This window comes from Peptoniphilus timonensis JC401, assembly GCF_000312025.1.
In the GTDB taxonomy this organism is placed as follows: domain Bacteria; phylum Bacillota; class Clostridia; order Tissierellales; family Peptoniphilaceae; genus Peptoniphilus_A; species Peptoniphilus_A timonensis.
In genome coordinates this window covers 407,133-425,568 of sequence record NZ_HE978593.1, presented here as the reverse complement: position 1 = coordinate 425,568, position 18,436 = coordinate 407,133, and the positions used below count along the sequence as shown (strand labels likewise).

Annotated in this window: 15 protein-coding genes and 3 pseudogenes; all 18 read right to left on the bottom strand. The window is 30.8% G+C overall.

All coding sequences use genetic code 11. The features are described 5' to 3' along the window. Positions 1-8: 8 nt before the first annotated feature. Positions 9-2,099, bottom strand: a complete 2,091-nt coding sequence (locus HGPT_RS02065) for an FtsX-like permease family protein (protein ID WP_019138231.1) — start codon at positions 2,097-2,099, stop codon at positions 9-11. A 1-nt stretch (position 2,100) separates the two neighbouring features. Beyond that, on the bottom strand, positions 2,101-2,775 hold the full coding sequence (locus tag HGPT_RS02060) for an ABC transporter ATP-binding protein (protein ID WP_019138230.1): 675 nt from the start codon (positions 2,773-2,775) through the stop codon (positions 2,101-2,103). A 70-nt stretch (positions 2,776-2,845) separates the two neighbouring features. Continuing rightward, positions 2,846-4,489, bottom strand: coding sequence for an FtsX-like permease family protein (locus HGPT_RS02055; RefSeq protein ID WP_245544082.1), 1,644 nt, complete (start codon positions 4,487-4,489; stop codon positions 2,846-2,848). Positions 4,490-4,511: 22 nt separating this feature from the next. Then, positions 4,512-5,198 carry an ABC transporter permease family protein gene (locus tag HGPT_RS09630; RefSeq protein WP_020693787.1) on the bottom strand — a complete coding sequence of 229 codons (687 nt, stop codon included), beginning with the start codon at positions 5,196-5,198 and terminating at the stop codon, positions 4,512-4,514. After that, entirely contained in the window at positions 5,188-5,868 is a 681-nt protein-coding gene (locus tag HGPT_RS02050; protein WP_019138229.1) for an ABC transporter ATP-binding protein, read from the bottom strand. The genes HGPT_RS09630 and HGPT_RS02050 overlap by 11 nt, the downstream gene beginning before the upstream one ends. 331 nt (positions 5,869-6,199) lie before the next feature. Then, the gene (locus tag HGPT_RS02045) at positions 6,200-6,805 is read right to left on the bottom strand and encodes a response regulator transcription factor (RefSeq protein ID WP_019138228.1); all 606 of its coding nucleotides are present in this window, start codon (positions 6,803-6,805) and stop codon (positions 6,200-6,202) included. Next, positions 6,777-8,325: pseudogene (locus HGPT_RS10470) on the bottom strand (sensor histidine kinase). Before HGPT_RS10470 ends, HGPT_RS02045 begins: the two are co-directional and overlap by 29 nt. A 195-nt stretch (positions 8,326-8,520) precedes the next feature. Further along, the gene (locus tag HGPT_RS10565) at positions 8,521-8,706 is read right to left on the bottom strand and encodes a hypothetical protein (protein WP_019138227.1); all 186 of its coding nucleotides are present in this window, start codon (positions 8,704-8,706) and stop codon (positions 8,521-8,523) included. 29 nt (positions 8,707-8,735) lie between these two features. After that, on the bottom strand, positions 8,736-10,082 hold the full coding sequence (locus HGPT_RS02035; protein ID WP_425357418.1) for a recombinase family protein: 1,347 nt from the start codon (positions 10,080-10,082) through the stop codon (positions 8,736-8,738). Further along, entirely contained in the window at positions 10,075-10,491 is a 417-nt protein-coding gene (locus tag HGPT_RS02030; RefSeq protein WP_019138226.1) for a serine integrase family protein, read from the bottom strand. Before HGPT_RS02030 ends, HGPT_RS02035 begins: the two co-directional genes overlap by 8 nt. A gap of 175 nt (positions 10,492-10,666) precedes the next feature. Beyond that, positions 10,667-12,046 (bottom strand): recombinase family protein, encoded by a 1,380-nt coding sequence (locus HGPT_RS02025; RefSeq protein WP_019138224.1) that lies wholly within the window; start codon positions 12,044-12,046, stop codon positions 10,667-10,669. 59 nt (positions 12,047-12,105) lie between these two features. Beyond that, positions 12,106-12,315, bottom strand: a complete 210-nt coding sequence (locus HGPT_RS02020; RefSeq protein ID WP_019138223.1) for an SHOCT domain-containing protein — start codon at positions 12,313-12,315, stop codon at positions 12,106-12,108. Between the two features lie 384 nt (positions 12,316-12,699). Further along, positions 12,700-15,198, bottom strand: coding sequence for an ABC transporter permease (locus tag HGPT_RS02015; protein WP_019138222.1), 2,499 nt, complete (start codon positions 15,196-15,198; stop codon positions 12,700-12,702). 17 nt (positions 15,199-15,215) lie between these two features. After that, complete coding sequence (locus HGPT_RS02010; RefSeq protein WP_019138221.1) at positions 15,216-15,881, bottom strand: ABC transporter ATP-binding protein; 666 nt, start codon at positions 15,879-15,881, stop codon at positions 15,216-15,218. Between the two features lie 180 nt (positions 15,882-16,061). Further along, complete coding sequence (locus tag HGPT_RS02005) at positions 16,062-17,093, bottom strand: sensor histidine kinase (protein WP_019138220.1); 1,032 nt, start codon at positions 17,091-17,093, stop codon at positions 16,062-16,064. Continuing rightward, positions 17,090-17,782 carry a response regulator transcription factor gene (locus tag HGPT_RS02000; protein ID WP_019138219.1) on the bottom strand — a complete coding sequence of 231 codons (693 nt, stop codon included), beginning with the start codon at positions 17,780-17,782 and terminating at the stop codon, positions 17,090-17,092. Before HGPT_RS02000 ends, HGPT_RS02005 begins: the two co-directional genes overlap by 4 nt. 198 nt (positions 17,783-17,980) lie before the next feature. Next, positions 17,981-18,163, bottom strand: a pseudogene (locus tag HGPT_RS08820) (ATP-binding protein); the annotation flags it as partial. Beyond that, positions 18,160-18,423 (bottom strand): annotated as a pseudogene (locus tag HGPT_RS08815) (replication initiator protein A); the annotation flags it as partial. The pseudogenes HGPT_RS08815 and HGPT_RS08820, both read right to left, overlap by 4 nt. Positions 18,424-18,436: the final 13 nt, after the last annotated feature.

Genomic DNA, 18,436 nt, shown 5'->3' with positions numbered 1-18,436 from the left:
CTCCTTACTTATCTCATTTTTTGATTTACTAGCTTCTTATTTTCTCTAATTATAATAAAAATATATAGAACTATAAAAACTAGTACAAGGCAAATACTTATTAAAAGCGAGTAAATATAATTATCTAATCCAATAAAAAGCTTAATCCTATTTTTAAATCGAATATAGATAGATATTAGTATAGATACTATTATAAAAATAGAAATAATAAGTGGTATCAGTGAGAAAGAGCGTGTGATTTTGTTATTTATACTTAAAATCCTATTCTTATCTAAACCAAGAATTTCTAACATTTTATAGTTTTCTAGTGAGTTTTTGGTATTTATTAGGGACTGTATTAATAGAATTGTCATTACAATGATTGTAAATATAAATCCAATATATGTTCCCAATACTAAAGTCAATAGTGACATAAATTTAGTGTCCACTTTTTCTATTTCATCAAGCCTAATAACTTGTAAAAATCCTTCTGAATTTTCTTTCTCTAACTCTTCTTTATATTTATCTTCCAAATTTGTAAACTGTTTATTAACAGTATTTTCTATTTCATTTTCTAATTCTTTTGCACTTTTATAATCTAACCCTCCATCAGTATTGCCAACAAAGTTAATTTTAGCAAGATCGAGATTTTCTGTTACTTTGTCTGGAAAAATCAATAAATCCTGGTTTATGCCACCATAAATATAAGTTCCTAGATTGTCGTTGTAAACATGATCAAGTCCTTCACCTTTACCTACTAGTTCTACTGTATCCAATGTTAATTTTCTATTTTTTGCTAAATCATTTTTATACTGATCTATGTCTACAGTATTTGCTACTTGGTAGGCAAATTCATTATCTTTAAGTTCTATTTCATCTAAGTTTTGCATTTTCCTTAATTCATTGTATTGACTTAAAGATATAGCTAAACGAGATTCATCATATCTATTATTCTTCTTACTATATGGTTTAAAATCTTCTTTTCTTGGATAAAAATATTTAAGTTCTACGCTTCCTTCTAAATTTGCCTCCTTCTCTTCTACTAAATTTTCAATAAAAGAATAATCATTCTCTATAACATCTTTTTGACTGTCCATGACATAAAAATCAGTGAGAACATATATATCATTTTTCATCCTATTATGATAATTCTCTTCCCCAATCGTAGACATGATTCTAGGCAATGAAAAAGCCAAAATAGAAATAACCAAGAATATAACTATAGTTACTAATAACCTAACATTTTCAAATATATTCATTTGAATATTAGATGAAACAAAAAGCTTATCTTTTTGATATATGCTTTCATTTTTACGTTTCTTATCTAAAAAATAAATAATAGTATAGAAAAATGAATACATAAGTAGTATAGACGCTATTAAAAGACTAGTTTGAACTTTATTGCTTTCGTAATTAGGTATTGGACCTGTAAAGTCTCTACCTAAATTAAAATAAGTGTATATATTATATGATATATATACTAAGCAGATAATGAAGATGAGGCTTGATATTATTAACTTAGTTTTTGATACAGTCTTTTTATTAATATTTTTTCCATCATTTATTAAATCTATTGGTTTCTTTTTAATTATCTTAAAAGCATTAAAAAGATTTGTTATAAGAAATATCAAAGCAAAATAAATAATAGTTCTAAGAAGGGTACTAGCATAAAATACTAAATTTATGGAATATTTTTCTAAAATTGCATTTGCTATAAAAGCATTTATAAATTGAGAAGTGATTTGACCTACACAAATTCCAATTAAAACACCTATACAATAAATAGGTAGCATCTCCATAGCAAGTATTTTAGCCAAGGTAGATCTTTTTGCTCCCATAATATTTAATACTGATATGCTTTTAATTCTAATTTTATAAATATTTCCATTTACGAAATTTAATATCAAAAATATCCCTGCTGATGCTATATATATTAACCACCTTATTATTTTTTCAAAATATGAAAAATCATATAAATCATTTGACATTATCACACTTTTAGAATCCGCTATAGAAAGAAATGAAAAAAATAAAGCCGAACAAACAATAATTGATATGAAATAAGTCTTATATTTATCTACTTTATCTTTTAGACTTAAATTAGATATTCTTATTCTCATCTTATCCCTCTATTTCTCCATCTTTTATTGTTATAATTCTATCTCCATACTCGGCAACATTTTTATCATGAGTAACTAGAAGCACTGTAGTATTAAATTTTTTATTTATATCTTTTATAAGATTCATCAAATTTTCAGCAGAGTTAGAATCTAAAGCCCCCGTTGGCTCATCGGCCAGTATAATCTTAGGATTACCTATAAGTGCTCTTGCACAAGCAACTCTTTGTTTTTCTCCACCAGATATTTCATAAGAGTTTTTATCTTTTAAGTATTCTATATTTAATTTTTTTAAGATATTGTCTATTTTTTGATTTATAGTATTAGGCTTTTCGTTTTTTAATAATAGTGGAACTGCAATATTCTCTTTAACATTCATAGATTCAACTAATTTAAAATCTTGGAAAATAAAACCTAAATATTTTCTTCTAAAGTCATTTGCCTTTTTTAAACTAAGTTTCTCTATATTGTTTCCTTCAATTACTATCTGACCTTTATCCGGTTTTTCTATAGTAGCTATTATATTTAAAAGTGTAGACTTTCCAGATCCAGATTTTCCCATTATAGAAACAAATTCACCTTCATTAATATTTAAATCTATATCTTTAAGAACTTCATTTTTTACTGAACCTTTACCATAACTCTTATAAATATTTTTTATTTTTATTAGATTTTCCACACTAATTACCTCCTCTTCCTTTGCAATTATTAACCTTTCACTTTAATTTGATTTCTTATTTTTCCCCATACTATTTCCTCTTCGTAATCAATATGGTATCAACAATCCTCAAAACAATTCTTCCAATGAAATACATGATAATAGAATACAATATATATTCTGCAATCGGGAATCTATATTGCAATCCACCAAGAATCGGATCATTATTTGTATAAACGTGAAGACCATACGAAATAATAACTCCACCTATTAAAGTAATTATAAGAATTCTCTTCATATAGTAACGATTTTCGCTCATAAGCATACTAATACGTTGAGATTTACTCATTCCTACAAGATTTAAGAAAGAAATCTCTTTCTTCCTACTAATCACATTTGTAAAGTAAGTATTTATTAAGTTTCCAACACCCATAATTAAAATTAATATAGTTATTGATAAAAGAAACTTTTTACTAGTTTTTAAAGAAACTTTATATTCATCTACCGCATTTAAATAGGTTTCCATTTTTAATGGACGCATATTTATCAATTGTTTCACTTTATTTACAGTACTTTTTTGAGCCTTTAATGTCTTATCTTTTAATTCAAGTCTCAATTCATAATTAAAATTAGTATTATTATCTCCAAAATAATTCAATGAATTATCTGGAATATAAAAGTATATCCCACTACTTAAAGTATCGGTTATACCCATTACTTTAGCCATAAAATCTTTGCCATTTTGTTGAAATTTTACTTCGTCACCTATTTGTACATCCCATCCATAATATTTTTTTATTTCTTTTGGCTGATTAACAATAACTCCCTTTTCTTTGGTCAACTTCGAATATGAGGTATTTCCTTCTATAAGTTTGTTATTAAGAAAGCTTTCTTGTTGATTAGTATATCCTACAATACTCAAATCTCCTGAGTTTCCATTTGGACTTACAAAAGTCGCATTTATACCTTTTACCACTTCAATTTTTTCTACATTATCAACCTTTTCTAATGAACGAATTAAGTTATTATCTAATGGATTTCTTTTTTCCATATCATCATTAATTTCATCATTAGAACTGTCCAAAATAGAATCTTCATTTGACATAATACTTATTTCATAATTTGTATAACTTTTTCTTGCTAATTGTTCTGGATCAAAGGATTTTAAAAAAGCATAAGATGAAACAAGTAATACTCCTCCAATACTTAGTGATAGAATCATAGTTATTGTCTTTCTAGGATCTCTTTTTATATTAAGCCATGCTATAAATTTAGGTGTAACAAAACTATTTTTCTTTCTCTTTACCAGGTGGCTTGTAGATTGACCACTCGTAAAAAGTTCTTTAGCAGAAATTCTATTTATATCTTTTCTTATAGAGATTGCCGAAGATTTAAGAACCATAAAAATATACAAACTGCTAAGTATTAAAGTGACTATTATATATAATGGATTATGTTCTAATAAAAATATTAGTCCATTTCTGTTATTGATAAAAAATATGCTAAAAGTCCCTAAAATTCCTAAGCAAATTCCTATTAGACCAATATATAATATCCTTTTATTTAGAATAATCATTGACTGTTTTCTACTTGCTCCTATCAATCTAAGAATTGCTATATTTTTCCTATCTTCTAATGTAAAAACATATAAAATATTATGGATAATTAAATAAGAAACTACCCCTAACAAAACTGCCAATATTAAAAGCATAATATATTGATCTGTATTAACCAACTTCATATAACTAAAGTACATATCAAAAAAAATGAACGTTAGATTCATCTACTTTATACTTATATGCTATTGAATTTATCTCATTTTTTAGCATATCTTCAGAGTATGAATTTGGTGATTTCATACTTAGTTGTACTAAGTAATTATCAACTTGACCAAATTTATCAACATAAGATTTAGATACAAATACGGGATAAGTTCCTTCTATACCTTCTTTATATAAAATTCCACTTATTATATATTTTTTTGAACCATTACCTAAATTTAGGTTTATACTTTCTCTAATACCAATTTTTTTGTTAATACGTTTTAAGTAGTTTTCAGACACTATTATCTCATTATCTTTTTGAGGATAAGATCCTTCTATATTATTTACATTCCCTAAGTCACGTAAATCTGAATCCATATATGCAACTCTTAGATTTATATCACCTATACTAACTTCTGGAAAAATATATCCTATTTCCGCTTTTTTTATGCTCTTCTCTAATTTTATCCCTTCAACTTGTTTAGGATTTACTTTAATTAATGATGCTTGATGTCCATTTTCTAGTTTTTCCTGAAACATTAATTTAGCACTTATAGAATACAAACTCATTATGCTAATAAAGACAAAAGATAAAATTATAGTCAGCAATATTGTAGAACTTTTAATTTTATTAACTTTCAAATCTCTTTTGACATATGTTTTCAGGATATTATTTTTCATTTTTTTTATCCTCCACAATTTGACCATCTAATATGCGTATAACTCTATCGCAATACTTTGTTAATTCTAAATTGTGTGTAATCATTATAATTGTTTGATTAAATTTTTTATTCATCTGAACAAATAGCTCCATTATATTTTGACTATTTCTTTGATCCAAATTTCCTGTTGGTTCGTCTGCTAAAATTACTTTTGGTTTCGAAATGAGAGCTCTGGCAATAGCTACTCTTTGTTGTTGTCCTCCTGACAATTGGTTTGGGAAAGCAGATATTTTTTGTTTTATCTCTAACAAATCTAAAATTTCATCCAAATAGTCGTTATCGGCTTCTCTGCCATCTAAATTTAAAGGTGAAATTATATTTTCTCGAACATTTAAGATAGGAATTAGATTGTATTCTTGGAAAATAAACCCTATATTCTTTCTACGATACTCTGTTAATTCTTCCTCATTTAAATTATTTAATTCAACATCATCAAACATAATTTTCCCCTCTGTTTGATGATCAATCCCTCCTATAAGATTTAACAATGTTGTCTTCCCCGAACCACTGTCTCCAATAATAGATAAAAATTCTCCTTCCTTAACAGTAAAACTTACATCATTTACTGCTTTGACTTCTATTTCTCCTTGTTTGTATATTTTTTTCACTTTATCTATAATTAAAATCATTAAACATCCTCCGTAAATTTGAAAATCTATTTATATGTTTATTCACAATTGTATCATCAAAATAATCATACATACTATAAATCGTTTACTATCAACAGCCTTGCCACAAACTTATACTTCGTTAAAATCTAAAGTCTTAAGTTCTTATTCTTTAGTTATTCCTAACTATTTTTATTTATTTTTTTAGTTTACTAGAATAATTCATTGCTTTACGAACCTTAAATGTTATTAATTTCCACCTTCCTTTAATTTTATATTTTTTTGAATTCTATTTCAGCTAACTTTTGTGAATAAAAAAAGCACTAGAATTACAAAATTCTAATGCTTGTCTCTAAAATGAATCAACATATCCCAATTCACGCACTTTATCGATCATTTCTTGGTAATTTCTAACGCCTAACTTTTGATATATTCTTGATAAGGATACTGCCAGGCTTCTTACATTTGTATTTAGTGTCTTAGCCAAGTCTTTCCTTGATAGTCCGTTTGAATATAGTTTAACTATATGAATTTCACTTTTCGTTAATGGCTCTAACATATGATTTTCTTCTGGGAAGATTACTTTACCTTTCAAAGCGATAGATTTTATATCTTCTATTAGTTTAGATGTCTCTTCTTCTTTGGAAATAAATCCTTTACATCCAATTCTTTTTGCTCTTTTAATATAAAAGTCTAATTTATACGCTGTTAATATTACTATTTTTAGAGCTTCATACTTATTAATCAATTCTTCAGCCACATCTAAACCATTTATCGTCCCTTCTATTCCTGTTAAATTAATATCTATAAGTAACAGATCATAGTTAAGGACGGATTCATTTATACTTAGGTCTCTAAGATTATTTACTATATCTACAGAAATAGAGTCGTCCGTCTCTAAGCTCATTTTTAAAGAAGTTGCAACCATTTTATGATCTTCTATTAATAAGATTTTCATTTACTACTCTCCTCTCTATTGGAACTTCTATTTTAAATTCTACAAATGATTCATCTAGTTCATTTTGATTATTGGAAAAATTAAAATCAAATTTTCCGCCATATTCTCTTAAGTTCAATCTTAATATATTTAATCCTATATTTCCCTCTACTATTTTTTCTTCATCTTCTAAATAGTCTCCATAATTTTTTATGGTAAGATGAATCTTATCTTCTGAATTTATAAGAACAATGTCTGTACTATATCCTTTTGAATGTTTTAATGCATTTATTAATAATTCATTGATACATTTGTAAATCAATTCAGCATAAGGACTGGGTAAATCTATATTTCTGTCACATTCAAATTCTATAAGCATTTCATTATCTAAATACATATTTTCTATATCAACTATAAGTCTACTGTATGCGTCATATAGAGAACTATAATCATTGAGCATTGGGTTGAATGAATTTATTTCATGGCGAATCAAATCGTTTAACTTATCCAGGTTTTCTATAATGTATTTTTTGCCAGATCCTGAAAGATTATCTTCTATCCACCTTCTTATAGCTATTATAATCTGTAGAATGTCATCATGTAAAAATGTCTGTATCTTTAAAGTATTCAGTTTTTCAATTTCTAAATTTCTATGCTTTTCAGCATAATAGTTATCCAACATCTCCTCAAAAGTTATATAATTGGATTTTTTATGTTTTTCAAACAAGCTAAATTCTACTATAAACATGAAAAAGCTTAAAGAAAATAGTATCACTCCTGAAAAAGATAATAATGTAAAATGGAGCATTAGAGACAAAATTATAAATTCAGGAAATATTTTTTTCAAAGAACGGGAGAAAAATAAGAAACCGCTTTTGATTTTTGTCTTACTGATCCTGTACAGCAATATAGACTCTATGAAGATACATGTAAACAGCTGATACTCACTTATAGAAAGAAGACCCTCAGTTTCATACTTCTTGTATATGAAAAAAAGCTGTTATAAATAAAATTTGCAATATTATAATCGTCTTACTTTCGTATTTTCGAATATTTTTATCCTTTGAATATAATATAATTGGAGCCAATAACAAAATAATCACAACATAATTAAATATTGAATATGCCAAATAAGTATTAAATTTCATTATTATTATTGATATGATAATCCCCATTGTTGTAATTAATGGGATGAACTTAATTCTATTCGATGAGCTTAAAAGATTGAAACTTGCAAATAGTATCAAGCTATAGATTAATAGTTCGATATACTTTCCTGTCGAAAGATTTCTTAATATTAAATCTTGTAAAAACATGAAAATAATAAATAATTCAACAACTAAGCTATGCATCAGTATATATTCTTTTTCAGCATTTAACACACATATAATGTAAGCTAAAAAGTTTATAATACCTAGTAAAAATACTATTACAATTCCCATATCTAATGTCTGTTGATATTTTATAAATGGTGCTAAGGGAATAAACAAAATAAATTGCAATAATATATGTGTAATTAAAATAAAATTTTGTTTTCTCATCCTGACCTCTTTTTCTAATTACTTCCTATACCTTCAAGCTAAATATTAAAATTCAATTTAATTCTACTGCATACGCTATTTTTATTCCTGTATTGAGCATTTTGAATTATCTATTTCTCATCATATACATAATTATAATCTCAAATCAAATAAATTACTGCTAACTTATGTGAAAAAAATCTGAATAAATTCAATTTATTTCTCAATCTCGACTTCTAATCCTGATTTGAATATCACTTTAAGCTTCTTTTCATATACTACTATCTTGTCTACTAGTTTCCTTACCAATTCTTCATCATAGCTTTCTATTTCTAATTCTTGATTGTCTAAAAACTCTTCTAATTCCTTTAGCCTGCTTTGTTCGTTTTTCTCTTCTACCACATTTAGGAGTATCTTTTCTTTTTCATTCCTTAATTCTTCAACCCTTTTTGCAAGGTCTGTGTAGTCTTTCTTGCATTAGCTACTTTTAAAAGTTTTTCTTGTACCTCAAGCATTTCTTTGTCTATTGTTTCTATCCTGCTACTTTCATCACCTGTGATGACTTTTTCTATATTTTCTTTTATTATTTCTTTTAATTCATTGCTTTCAGATATAAGTTGATTAATGGATTCTACGACTGCCTCTTGTAGATCAGTCTCTTTTATGGTTCTTGCTTTACATGCTTCTGGTCCATGGGTTACTCTTTTACAACATCTCCAAACAGTATATTTCTTTCCTCTATTATTCCATGCTATTCTCCTGTAAATATCCCCGCATTTAGAGCAGTAAATAATACTTGAAAGGGCATATTTACTCGAATAAATTCTTCTCTTTCCTTTACCACTTACCATATTAGCTCGTCTATCAATTTCTTCTTGGACTCTCATGAAGATTTCTTTTGGTATGATGGCTTCGTGGCTATTTTCTACATAATATTGAGGTGCAATCTCATCATTCTTTACTCTTTTCTTATTTAGAAAATCTACAGTGTATGTTTTTTGTAAGAGGGCATCCCCCATGTATTTCTCATTAGTTAATATTTGATTGAGGTTTGATACATGCCACTTCTTATTTCCTGCACCATTAATTATCTTATCTTTTTCAAGCCCTTCTTTTATATCTCGTAGACTTGCTCCTTCTAAATATTCTCTGTAAATCCTTTTTACTATTTTTGCTTCTTCAGGAACTATGACAAGTTTTCCGTCTTCGTCTTTTGTGTAGCCTAAAAACCTATTATGGTTTACTTGGACTTGACCTTGTTGAAATCTGTATTGAAATCCCAGCTTCACATTTTGTGATAAAGACTGACTTTCCTGTTGAGCAAGAGATACCATAATGGTAAGGAGGACTTCTCCCTTTGCATCCATGGTGTTGATGTTTTCTTTTTCAAAATAAACTGGGATGTTGTTTTCTTTTAGTTTACGAATATACTTTAAACAGTCTAGGGTATTTCTGGCAAACCTCGATATGGACTTTGTAATGATGTAGTCGATATTTCCTTCCATGGCTTCTTCAATCATTTTATTAAAGCCTGCTCTTTTCTTGGTATAAGTTCCACTGATTCCTTCATCAGAAAATACTCCCGCAAATTCCCAATCTGGATTTTTCTTAATATAGTTTGTGTAATGGCCTACTTGAGTGTCATAAGAAGTTGCTTGTTCATCGCTATCTGTTGATACCCTTGCATAGGCAGCTACTCTTAGTTTCTTCTTTTCTGATTCCTTGATGGAGTTTCCTTTTTTCTTCTTCGCTGGTATAACTATGACCTTGCTATTCATCATCTATCACCTCGATTAAATTGTACTGGTGGCTTGCTCGTTCAAGGGGATCTATTGGTAGAACTCCTTCCTCTTTATACCTAAACTTACAAGGAACTTTAATAATCTCTTCTTCCTTTTCCCAAACTCGTCCCATGGCCACTGCCCTTTCTTTTAACATTTGTCCCGCCTTTTCAAAGCTTTCTCTATCTATTATCTTGGGGTAGATCTCATTTCCTAAGTACTTTTTATTGATTAAGATTCTTTTTACACTTGAGCTGTTTTTCTTTAAGCCTGCAAGGTCTGCTGACTTTATAAGGGCGTTGCCAGCAAGATAGTTTTTAAAGATTTTTCTTATATTTTCCGCTTCTTTTTCTTGAACTTCTAATCTACCATCTCTTATGGTATAGCCATAACATAGTCTAGACATCTTCTTTCACTTCCTCTCTTAATACAAGTCCACACTTTAAATGAAAATCAAGGGTCTTTCTATTGACAACCTGAATGTGGTCTATAATTTCTTCAAACAAGTCACCTTTATAGTGATCTATCATTTTACTTTTATCTAAGATTCCTATTAGTTTTCAAGTTCTCTCATTTCTTCATCATTTCCAAGGATGGCTTTTTTTACTTCTTTCCTTTTCTTTGAGTAGATAACTTTCTTCGCTTGAAATTTTACTGCTTTCTTTTGCGTAAATACTTGCATCTAAAACTCCAGAAGTTATTAGTTTGCTTAGAACCTCTTTTCTTTCCTTTAGTTTTTCTAAGCCTTCTTCTATTTTATTTATCTTCGCAACTTCTCCCTTGCTGTCCACACTCTTTAATGATTCCAAAAGTGGTGTAAGGATACTATCTTTTCCAAAGACTAGCTTGTTTACTAAAGTCATAAATGCTAGTTTTATGTCCTTGTCTTTAATAAACTTCATAGAACATTTATTAATATCTTTTAGGTGTTCGCTGCAAGTCCAAGCTATATATTTATCTTTGCCATTACAGTGATGCCTTCTTTTAAAGCCTGAACCACACTCGCCACACTTGATTTTTCCTGATAAGCTATATCTATTTTGATATCTTTTGGTGTTTTCTCCATTTCCTTTTGCTATAGCCCTTATCTTTATTAGGTCTTGTACTTTTTCAAATTCCTCTCTACTTACAATGGCTTCATGGTTGTCTATAATCTTATATTGGTCTTCTTCTCCCTTATTTTTATGTCTATTATAATTTTCATCTGTATAAGTCTTTTGGTAGATGACATCGCCTATATACTTTTCATTTTTTAAGATTCCGTTTATAGTCGACCCGTGCCAGCTTGCTCCTTTTTGTCCTTTAATCTTTCTTTTATTTAAGTCATCTGCTATTTTGTGAGTTCCTTTACCTGAGAGATACTGTTCAAATATTTCTTTTATGATTTTTCCTTCTTCTTCATTCACTACCATCTTTCCGTCTATATTCTCATAGCCATAGGGTGGGCTTGATATAATAAATGTTCCATTTTGAAATCTTTTCTTTATGGACCATTTGTTATTTTCTGAAATAGACCTGGACTCACTTTCTGCAAGGGATGAAAGTATGGATAACATCAACTCGCTTTCCATGGTTCTTGTATCAATGTTTTCTTTTTCAAAATAGATACCAATGTTTAAGTCAAGGAGTCTTCTTACGATTTCCAAACAATCTGTCGTGTTTCTTGCAAGCCTTGAGATGGATTTAGTTAGGATAAAGTCTATTTTTCCGTCTTCACAGTCATTTAACATTTTTAGAAGTCCATCCCTGCATTCTTTATTTGTTCCAGTGATGCCTTCGTCAAAATATAAACCTGCAAAAGCATATGACTTGTTCTCAGATATAATCTTTTCGTAGTGTGCTTTTTGTGTTTTAAGGCTTACAAGCTGAGCTTCCTCATCTGTCGATACTCTTGCATAGGCAGCAACTCTTAATATGGATCCTTCTTTTTGATTTGCTTCTATTTTTGTTATCTTTTTCATCCATTCAACCTCCTTTCTGCTAGTGCTATATTCCCGTACAAGTGAGTATTTATCAAGTCTTATAGCAATAATTCTGAAAGAATAGGTCTGAATTTTTTAATGTTTTCTCTCCTAATTTTCCTATATTCTTCAAGACTGATTTCATCTAAAAGAAAGAGGTCTTGAATGAATTTATCCGATAGATAGAAATTAAGCTCTGCCTTTAAATCCCTTTCAGTATATTCAGTCTTTATAACTTCTTTTTCACCTTCAAGCTTTTCTACTCTCATACTCCACCTCCTATATCACAGGCAAAGAAATTAAGGCTATTTTTAACCTTAATTTTCTTTCCTCTATATCCCTTAGGACAAAGGGAGTAGTTTTGAGTAAAGTTTAATTCTATTATTAATACAAAAACCCATCAGTCTTACTGACTTGATACAAATTGATCTACATATCTTATTTATCTATAAGATAATATTCCTCTATTATTTAAAATTGATTTCTGTCTAGTCTTTTTTATATAATTTAAATCTTATTTTTTGAGTGGTTGTTTTATCAAGTAGATTACTTTTGTTTTATAAATTTTAATATGTATGTAAAATAAAAAAAGGGAGCAGTTAGAATCTACTCCCTTTAGATGTTATTAATCTGAAAGATATCTTTTTATTTATTTAAACTCGCTCTGTCAATCGCAAACGTTCAACAACTGGAAGATTAATATCAGTTTTGTATACCAATATAGGAACTATAAGGCAAATTAACAACACCAGTCCAGATGCAAGTATCATCGGGATAAATGGATAAGAAAAAACAGCATAATAGACTACTTTGCTAAATAAAACATATAGTAAGAAGAAGATTGCCGTCCCTATTGTGACTACGAGGGAAAAAGAAATACCCCAGTAGTATAAACCTTCCATAGACAGCATCCGTTTAATTTGTTTCTTTGTCATTCCAACACTTTCTAGAACAGCTAATTCATAACGCCTAGTACTTACGTTAACAACCATTGTATTTACAAAGTTCATAACACCCACCAACATTAAAATTACAGATAACCCTGTTCCTAGAACATTTGCTGTAACTAGATAATCTCGCACTTCTTCTCTACGTTCATAGCGGGATACAATATCAATTTTTGCTTTAGATGAGGTGATTTGCTTTAATTCTTTCAATATACTTTCGTCATTTTGACCATCCGTATCAAAGGCCATGCGAAACACTCTATTTCGTGGAAAAAGTTCTTTCAAGGCTGTTTGGCTAATATATAAATCAGGAGCTGTTCCACGCTCATTTCCTCCTCCAGCACGAAAACCATCATTCAAAAAACCATTTGCCACTACAAAAGAGTGTTGTCCGTTCTGTGTCTGAATAGTTATTTTCTGTCCTGGTTGAATGATGCCTTCTAACGTATTGGAAAGTAACACAACATCTCCTTGCTCAAAGGCATCTATATCAACGGGCGAATTTATGTTTTCATTGACTTCTTTCAAATATGCATTATCAATTCCAAAAACTCCGCTGAAAAAATTTTGCTGATAATTTTTTAACTTTGAAGAATCGGATAAATCAAGTCCACTTACTCCATCTAATGACATGAGAAAGTCATGAAATACAGCATCATCATATGAAACATCTACTGTTACTTGAGGATAAGACGCATATGTCAACCTCAAATTCTTGATTCCATCAATCTGACTGATCTCTGACACCATTTCATTGGTAATTAAATCTTCATCTTCGTAAATACTATATGTGAGTGCAAAATCACTTACTCCCCATTGCTTAACATAATTCTCTGGACTTAATCCATACAATAATCCCGTGACAACTAGAAACAAGGAAAAACCACAAAACAATGACGTAAAGACGAGAATTGTACTCTTTACATTCCTAAAGACATTGTTCCATGCCATTTTAGATAACTTCATTTTTCCGCCATTTTTGGTGACTGTCTTTGTGCTTTTTACTGTATATCGAAGTGCCGCTATTGGTGAAACGCCCCCAGCAATTTTAGCAGGCTTCATGCTTGCAATCATAGCTGTTAGGAATGTAAATATAGCTGCTCCAATAAAAATAAAAGGAGAAAAAGATATTTTTGTACCCACATCAGAATTTGTTGAGTACATCATATTCAGGAAATAGGGAACAATACCAAAAGAAACAATCGCACCAAGTAGCAAACCAAGCGGAATACCAATACAGGAAATTTTAATTGTCTGTTTATAGATAATTCTCTTTATTTGCTTTTTCGTAGCTCCAATTGTTTTTAGACGGCCATAAAATTGCACATCTTTTATGACAGAGATATAAAGAATATTGTATATTAAAAGATATCCGCTAAATGATATAAAAAATGCTAACATTATTACAGCTAAAATAATTGTCCAACCATTAGCTTGTCCTAATGGGACAATTTCAAATGCTTGACCTTCTGTAAAGTCAATCTCACCACGTAATCTTTCACAGTTTTTATCAACATCATCATTACCTTGAAAACTAATCATTGCCGTAAAACTATTATCCAGCGATTCATTTAAACTGTCCTTAAAAGCATCTGAAACATAAGCATAGCCACGATTATTTGTACGCATTGAAATGTAGTCCGTATAGTAGCCCGACAACAAAAAGGTGTCTGATACATAATCATAGCTATCACCAATTTGATAAGACAGTACTATTTCCATCCCTATTTGTGGATCAGAAATACCCATCTGTTTAAGCGCCCATGTTGGCAGCATAATTTCATTTTTATTTAAAGGGTAATTTCCTACGATATCTGATATGGTCGGTAGACGATGAACCTTCCATTCTGTATCGTTTATCCAAACTATACCTAATTTCGCATTTTGCAGTTTTTCTGTATCAATACTACCTAAATGTTGCTGTATTCCTACGTCTTGTACAAGATTTGATTTTGATATTTCTACTAACTGTTCTTCTGTTGCATTTGTGATTCCTACATCTGCAGTAGTCCCCATTAGCCGAATTTGCTGCATCTTATATGTTTCAAAATAACTAAATCCAATACTGAATGTCGCAGTTATCATAAATGCAGTCAGAACCAAAGCAATGATTGCAAATAGATTGCGCTGCTGTTCATTATGTAAACTACGCTTAGCAATCTTCTTTTCAATATTGCTGGTATTATTTTCAAAAGGCCAAATCATGCTATACCACCTCCTACTTACTCCACAATTTTTCCATCCTCAATACGAACAATTCGATCTGCAAGACGGGCAATGTCATTATTATGGGTAATCATAACTACAGTTTGACGAAAATCTGCACTGGTACGCTTGATAAGACCTAATACCTCTGCACTTGTCTTACTGTCAAGATTACCAGTAGGTTCGTCAGCAAGCACAATAGCTGGTTTGTTAATCAATGCACGTGCAATAGCTACACGCTGTTGTTGTCCACCTGAAAGATTGTTTGGCATACTTGTCAGTTTATCATTCAATCCCAAAAGATTAACAAGCTCGTTAAAAAACTTCTGATCCACCGTATCCCCGTCAAGCTCTACTGGCAGGACTATATTTTCATAAACATTCAAAATGGGAACAAGATTATAGTTTTGGAAAATAAAACCAATATTGCGACGACGAAAGATGGTAAGCTGTTCGTCATTTTTCTTTGCAAGTTCTTCGCCCCGAACAATCACAGTTCCGCTGGTGGGAATATCCAGTCCTCCCATCATGTGAAGAAGGGTAGACTTCCCACTTCCAGATGTTCCTACAATAGCCACAAACTCTCCATCCTCAACTGAGAAGTTTACTCCGTCAAGAGCTCGAGTAATGTTAGGTTCTGTGCCGTAATACTTTTTCAAGTCAATTGTCTGTAAAACGTTCATATTCAAAACTCCTTTCAAGGCTTCCTACCTGTTGTTAAGAATATTATAAAACCCAAATGTCCGTGAAATGTTACAGTAGCTAAAAAATGCATCGAAAACCATGAAAGAATGTTACAATGATAAGACTTTTCATTTTATCTCTACGTTGTGTTTCAATTTTCCATAAGTAGAAAACTTTTTTCACCACAAAGGAAGCATTATAGAAAATTCTGAACCCTTACCTGGCTCAGAAATTACTCTAATATAACCTCCCTGACGTGTTACAATCTCGCGGGCCAGATACAGACCAATACCTATACCTTGCTGTTCATGTACTTCTTCCTCACGATAAAATCTCTGGAATATTGCGGCCTGATTACTTTCAGAAATACCCTTACCCGTATCTGTTACTTTAATCTCTACATACATTTCCCATAATACTACAGACACAGTGATTTTTCCTCCTGTCTCGGTGTACTTCACCGCATTGTCCAACAGGTTAAATATTGCTTCAGATGTCCACTTACTGTCATGGGAAACAACGAAATCCTCCGAACAATCCACGAACACAGCGATTTTCTTTTGTTCAGCTTCATACACAATTCCACTCATGGCCTGTGCCACAGTGTCAAACAAGCGACTCGGTTTCTTATCCAGCTGAATTACTCCCGTTTCCAATCGTGAGGTTTTCACTAAGGCCTGAAAAAGAAAGTCAAGTTTATCTGTTTGACTACGGATTCCGTGAATAAAGTCGATACGCTCCGTCTCGGTCATATGCTTTTCCAACATTGTATCTGTCGCCATTTTTAGATTACTTATAGGTGTTTTTACTTGATGCGAAATATCCGATACAAGAGTTTGTAATTCCTTCCTTTCTTCGTCAACAAGACGGCGATTCTCCTGCATGATATGATATAGCCTAGTCAGGCGATGGTCAATTTTATCAAGTTGGGTTTCGCTGTCTTTCGGACACTGAGGAACTTCATTTCCAGCAATCATATAGTCTAAGGTCTGACACAGAGTATCGGTAAACTGCAAAAGGCGTTTCCCAACCTCCCGAGTTAATATAAAGAGTCCTAAAATGGTGAACGTCAGCATCGCTCCGCCTGTCAGTAGGACTGCCGTCTGTCTTGTCATAAGAAACAAAGCTATGATAATTCCAAACATAGAGAGAAAAAGTCCCAGAGTAAGCCTCTCAAACAGACGCTTTACTGATAGATCCTTAAACTTCATTTTGCTTCGCCTCCTGTCCATTGATAACCCATGCCGTATACAGTCTTGATGTATGGTGCTCCTCCATCAGATTCAATCTTACTACGAATTCTGCTGATGGTGGTTGTCAGTGTGTGTTCGTCCACAAACTTCTCATCTATATCCCACAGCTTTTCTAAAAGCTGTCTCCTAGTCAAAACTATCCGAGGATTTTTGCGAAACAGATTCAGCATTTTAAACTCCATAGCTGATAGAGTTATAGTTTTACCATTTAAGGAAGCCGCCTGCTCCGAGAAGTCCAAAAACAAGCGCCCGTCATCGTAAATATCCTTTACTGGTTTATGATGTTCCAGCATGTCCAACATGGCTTTGATTTTCCTCTGCAATACCGCGATTCCAAACGGTTTTGTGATGTAGTCTACTGCACCCGCCTCATAACCTCGTATCTGGTCACTCTCCTGGTCATTGGCTGTCAGGAAAATTACAATGGTGGATGGATACTGAGGCTTTATAAGCTTGCACAGCTCAAAACCATTCCCATCGGGCAAATTGATATCGAGAACTACCAAATCAAATTCTCGCTGGAGAATGGTTTCAGCGGCAGTCCTTGCTTTTAAGACAGAAGTAACATCATAGCCTTCTGCAATTAGGTTATAAGCTAACAATTTATTCAAAAAATTGTCGTCCTCGACAATTAAAATCTTCTTCATATCCCCACTTCCTTTATTTTATGTATATAGTATATCAGGTAAATGTCCGAAAAATATTACAGCGAACAAATTTATAAAATATCTCCTAATATAAAAAAATAGCCTGCACCAAAATCGGCACAGGCTTCTTACTCACATATTATAATAGTTGGTTCACTCTTTTCTGAATAGCATAATAGTCATATCCTGTATTAGTTAATCTCTTTTTTCATTTTCCTTATCTCTCTTTATTTCACATTCACATTTAATTCTGGGAATAAACTTTGTAAAGCCAAGGTCAACTAATTCTCCATCTACTCTTTTACCACATACATTGCACTAGATATGTTCATTTCTTTCAATATCATTTTCTCTTAATACAAAATCTTTTAAGCTTTTCATAAACTCTCTCCTATATCGTAATTCATTTTTCTTGTTGATTTGTCATTAATATTTTTTGCCTGATCATTAAGATACCAATTGATTATAGTTACCTTGTGGTCTTGATAAACTCAGTTATATGCTTTCATGTAAGATGACAATCTATCAATATACTCACTAATTCTACTTCCTAACTCATTTGTTAAGTCCTTGTATTCTTCATCAGTCAAAAATATGTTTTTATATATTCCATAAGGTTTTTGCCCTTTACTAAAATCATTATTTTATAAACTC

What these genes read in the sequence shown, in the direction of transcription:
- HGPT_RS02005 (WP_019138220.1), bottom strand. Translation starts at nt 17,093, where the DNA reads ATGAAGTTTAAGGATCTATCAGTAAAGCGTCTGTTTGAGAGGCTTACT.
- HGPT_RS02000 (WP_019138219.1), bottom strand. Translation starts at nt 17,782, where the DNA reads ATGAAGAAGATTTTAATTGTCGAGGACGACAATTTTTTGAATAAATTG.
- HGPT_RS02035 (WP_425357418.1), bottom strand. Translation starts at nt 10,082, where the DNA reads ATGAATAGCAAGGTCATAGTTATACCAGCGAAGAAGAAAAAAGGAAAC.
- HGPT_RS02020 (WP_019138223.1), bottom strand. Translation starts at nt 12,315, where the DNA reads ATGAGAGTAGAAAAGCTTGAAGGTGAAAAAGAAGTTATAAAGACTGAA.
- HGPT_RS09630 (WP_020693787.1), bottom strand. Translation starts at nt 5,198, where the DNA reads ATGAAAAATAATATCCTGAAAACATATGTCAAAAGAGATTTGAAAGTT.
- HGPT_RS02015 (WP_019138222.1), bottom strand. Translation starts at nt 15,198, where the DNA reads ATGATTTGGCCTTTTGAAAATAATACCAGCAATATTGAAAAGAAGATT.
- HGPT_RS02045 (WP_019138228.1), bottom strand. Translation starts at nt 6,805, where the DNA reads ATGAAAATCTTATTAATAGAAGATCATAAAATGGTTGCAACTTCTTTA.
- HGPT_RS02065 (WP_019138231.1), bottom strand. Translation starts at nt 2,099, where the DNA reads ATGAGAATAAGAATATCTAATTTAAGTCTAAAAGATAAAGTAGATAAA.
- HGPT_RS02050 (WP_019138229.1), bottom strand. Translation starts at nt 5,868, where the DNA reads ATGATTTTAATTATAGATAAAGTGAAAAAAATATACAAACAAGGAGAA.
- HGPT_RS02030 (WP_019138226.1), bottom strand. Translation starts at nt 10,491, where the DNA reads ATGTCTAGACTATGTTATGGCTATACCATAAGAGATGGTAGATTAGAA.
- HGPT_RS02025 (WP_019138224.1), bottom strand. Translation starts at nt 12,046, where the DNA reads ATGAAAAAGATAACAAAAATAGAAGCAAATCAAAAAGAAGGATCCATA.
- HGPT_RS02010 (WP_019138221.1), bottom strand. Translation starts at nt 15,881, where the DNA reads ATGAACGTTTTACAGACAATTGACTTGAAAAAGTATTACGGCACAGAA.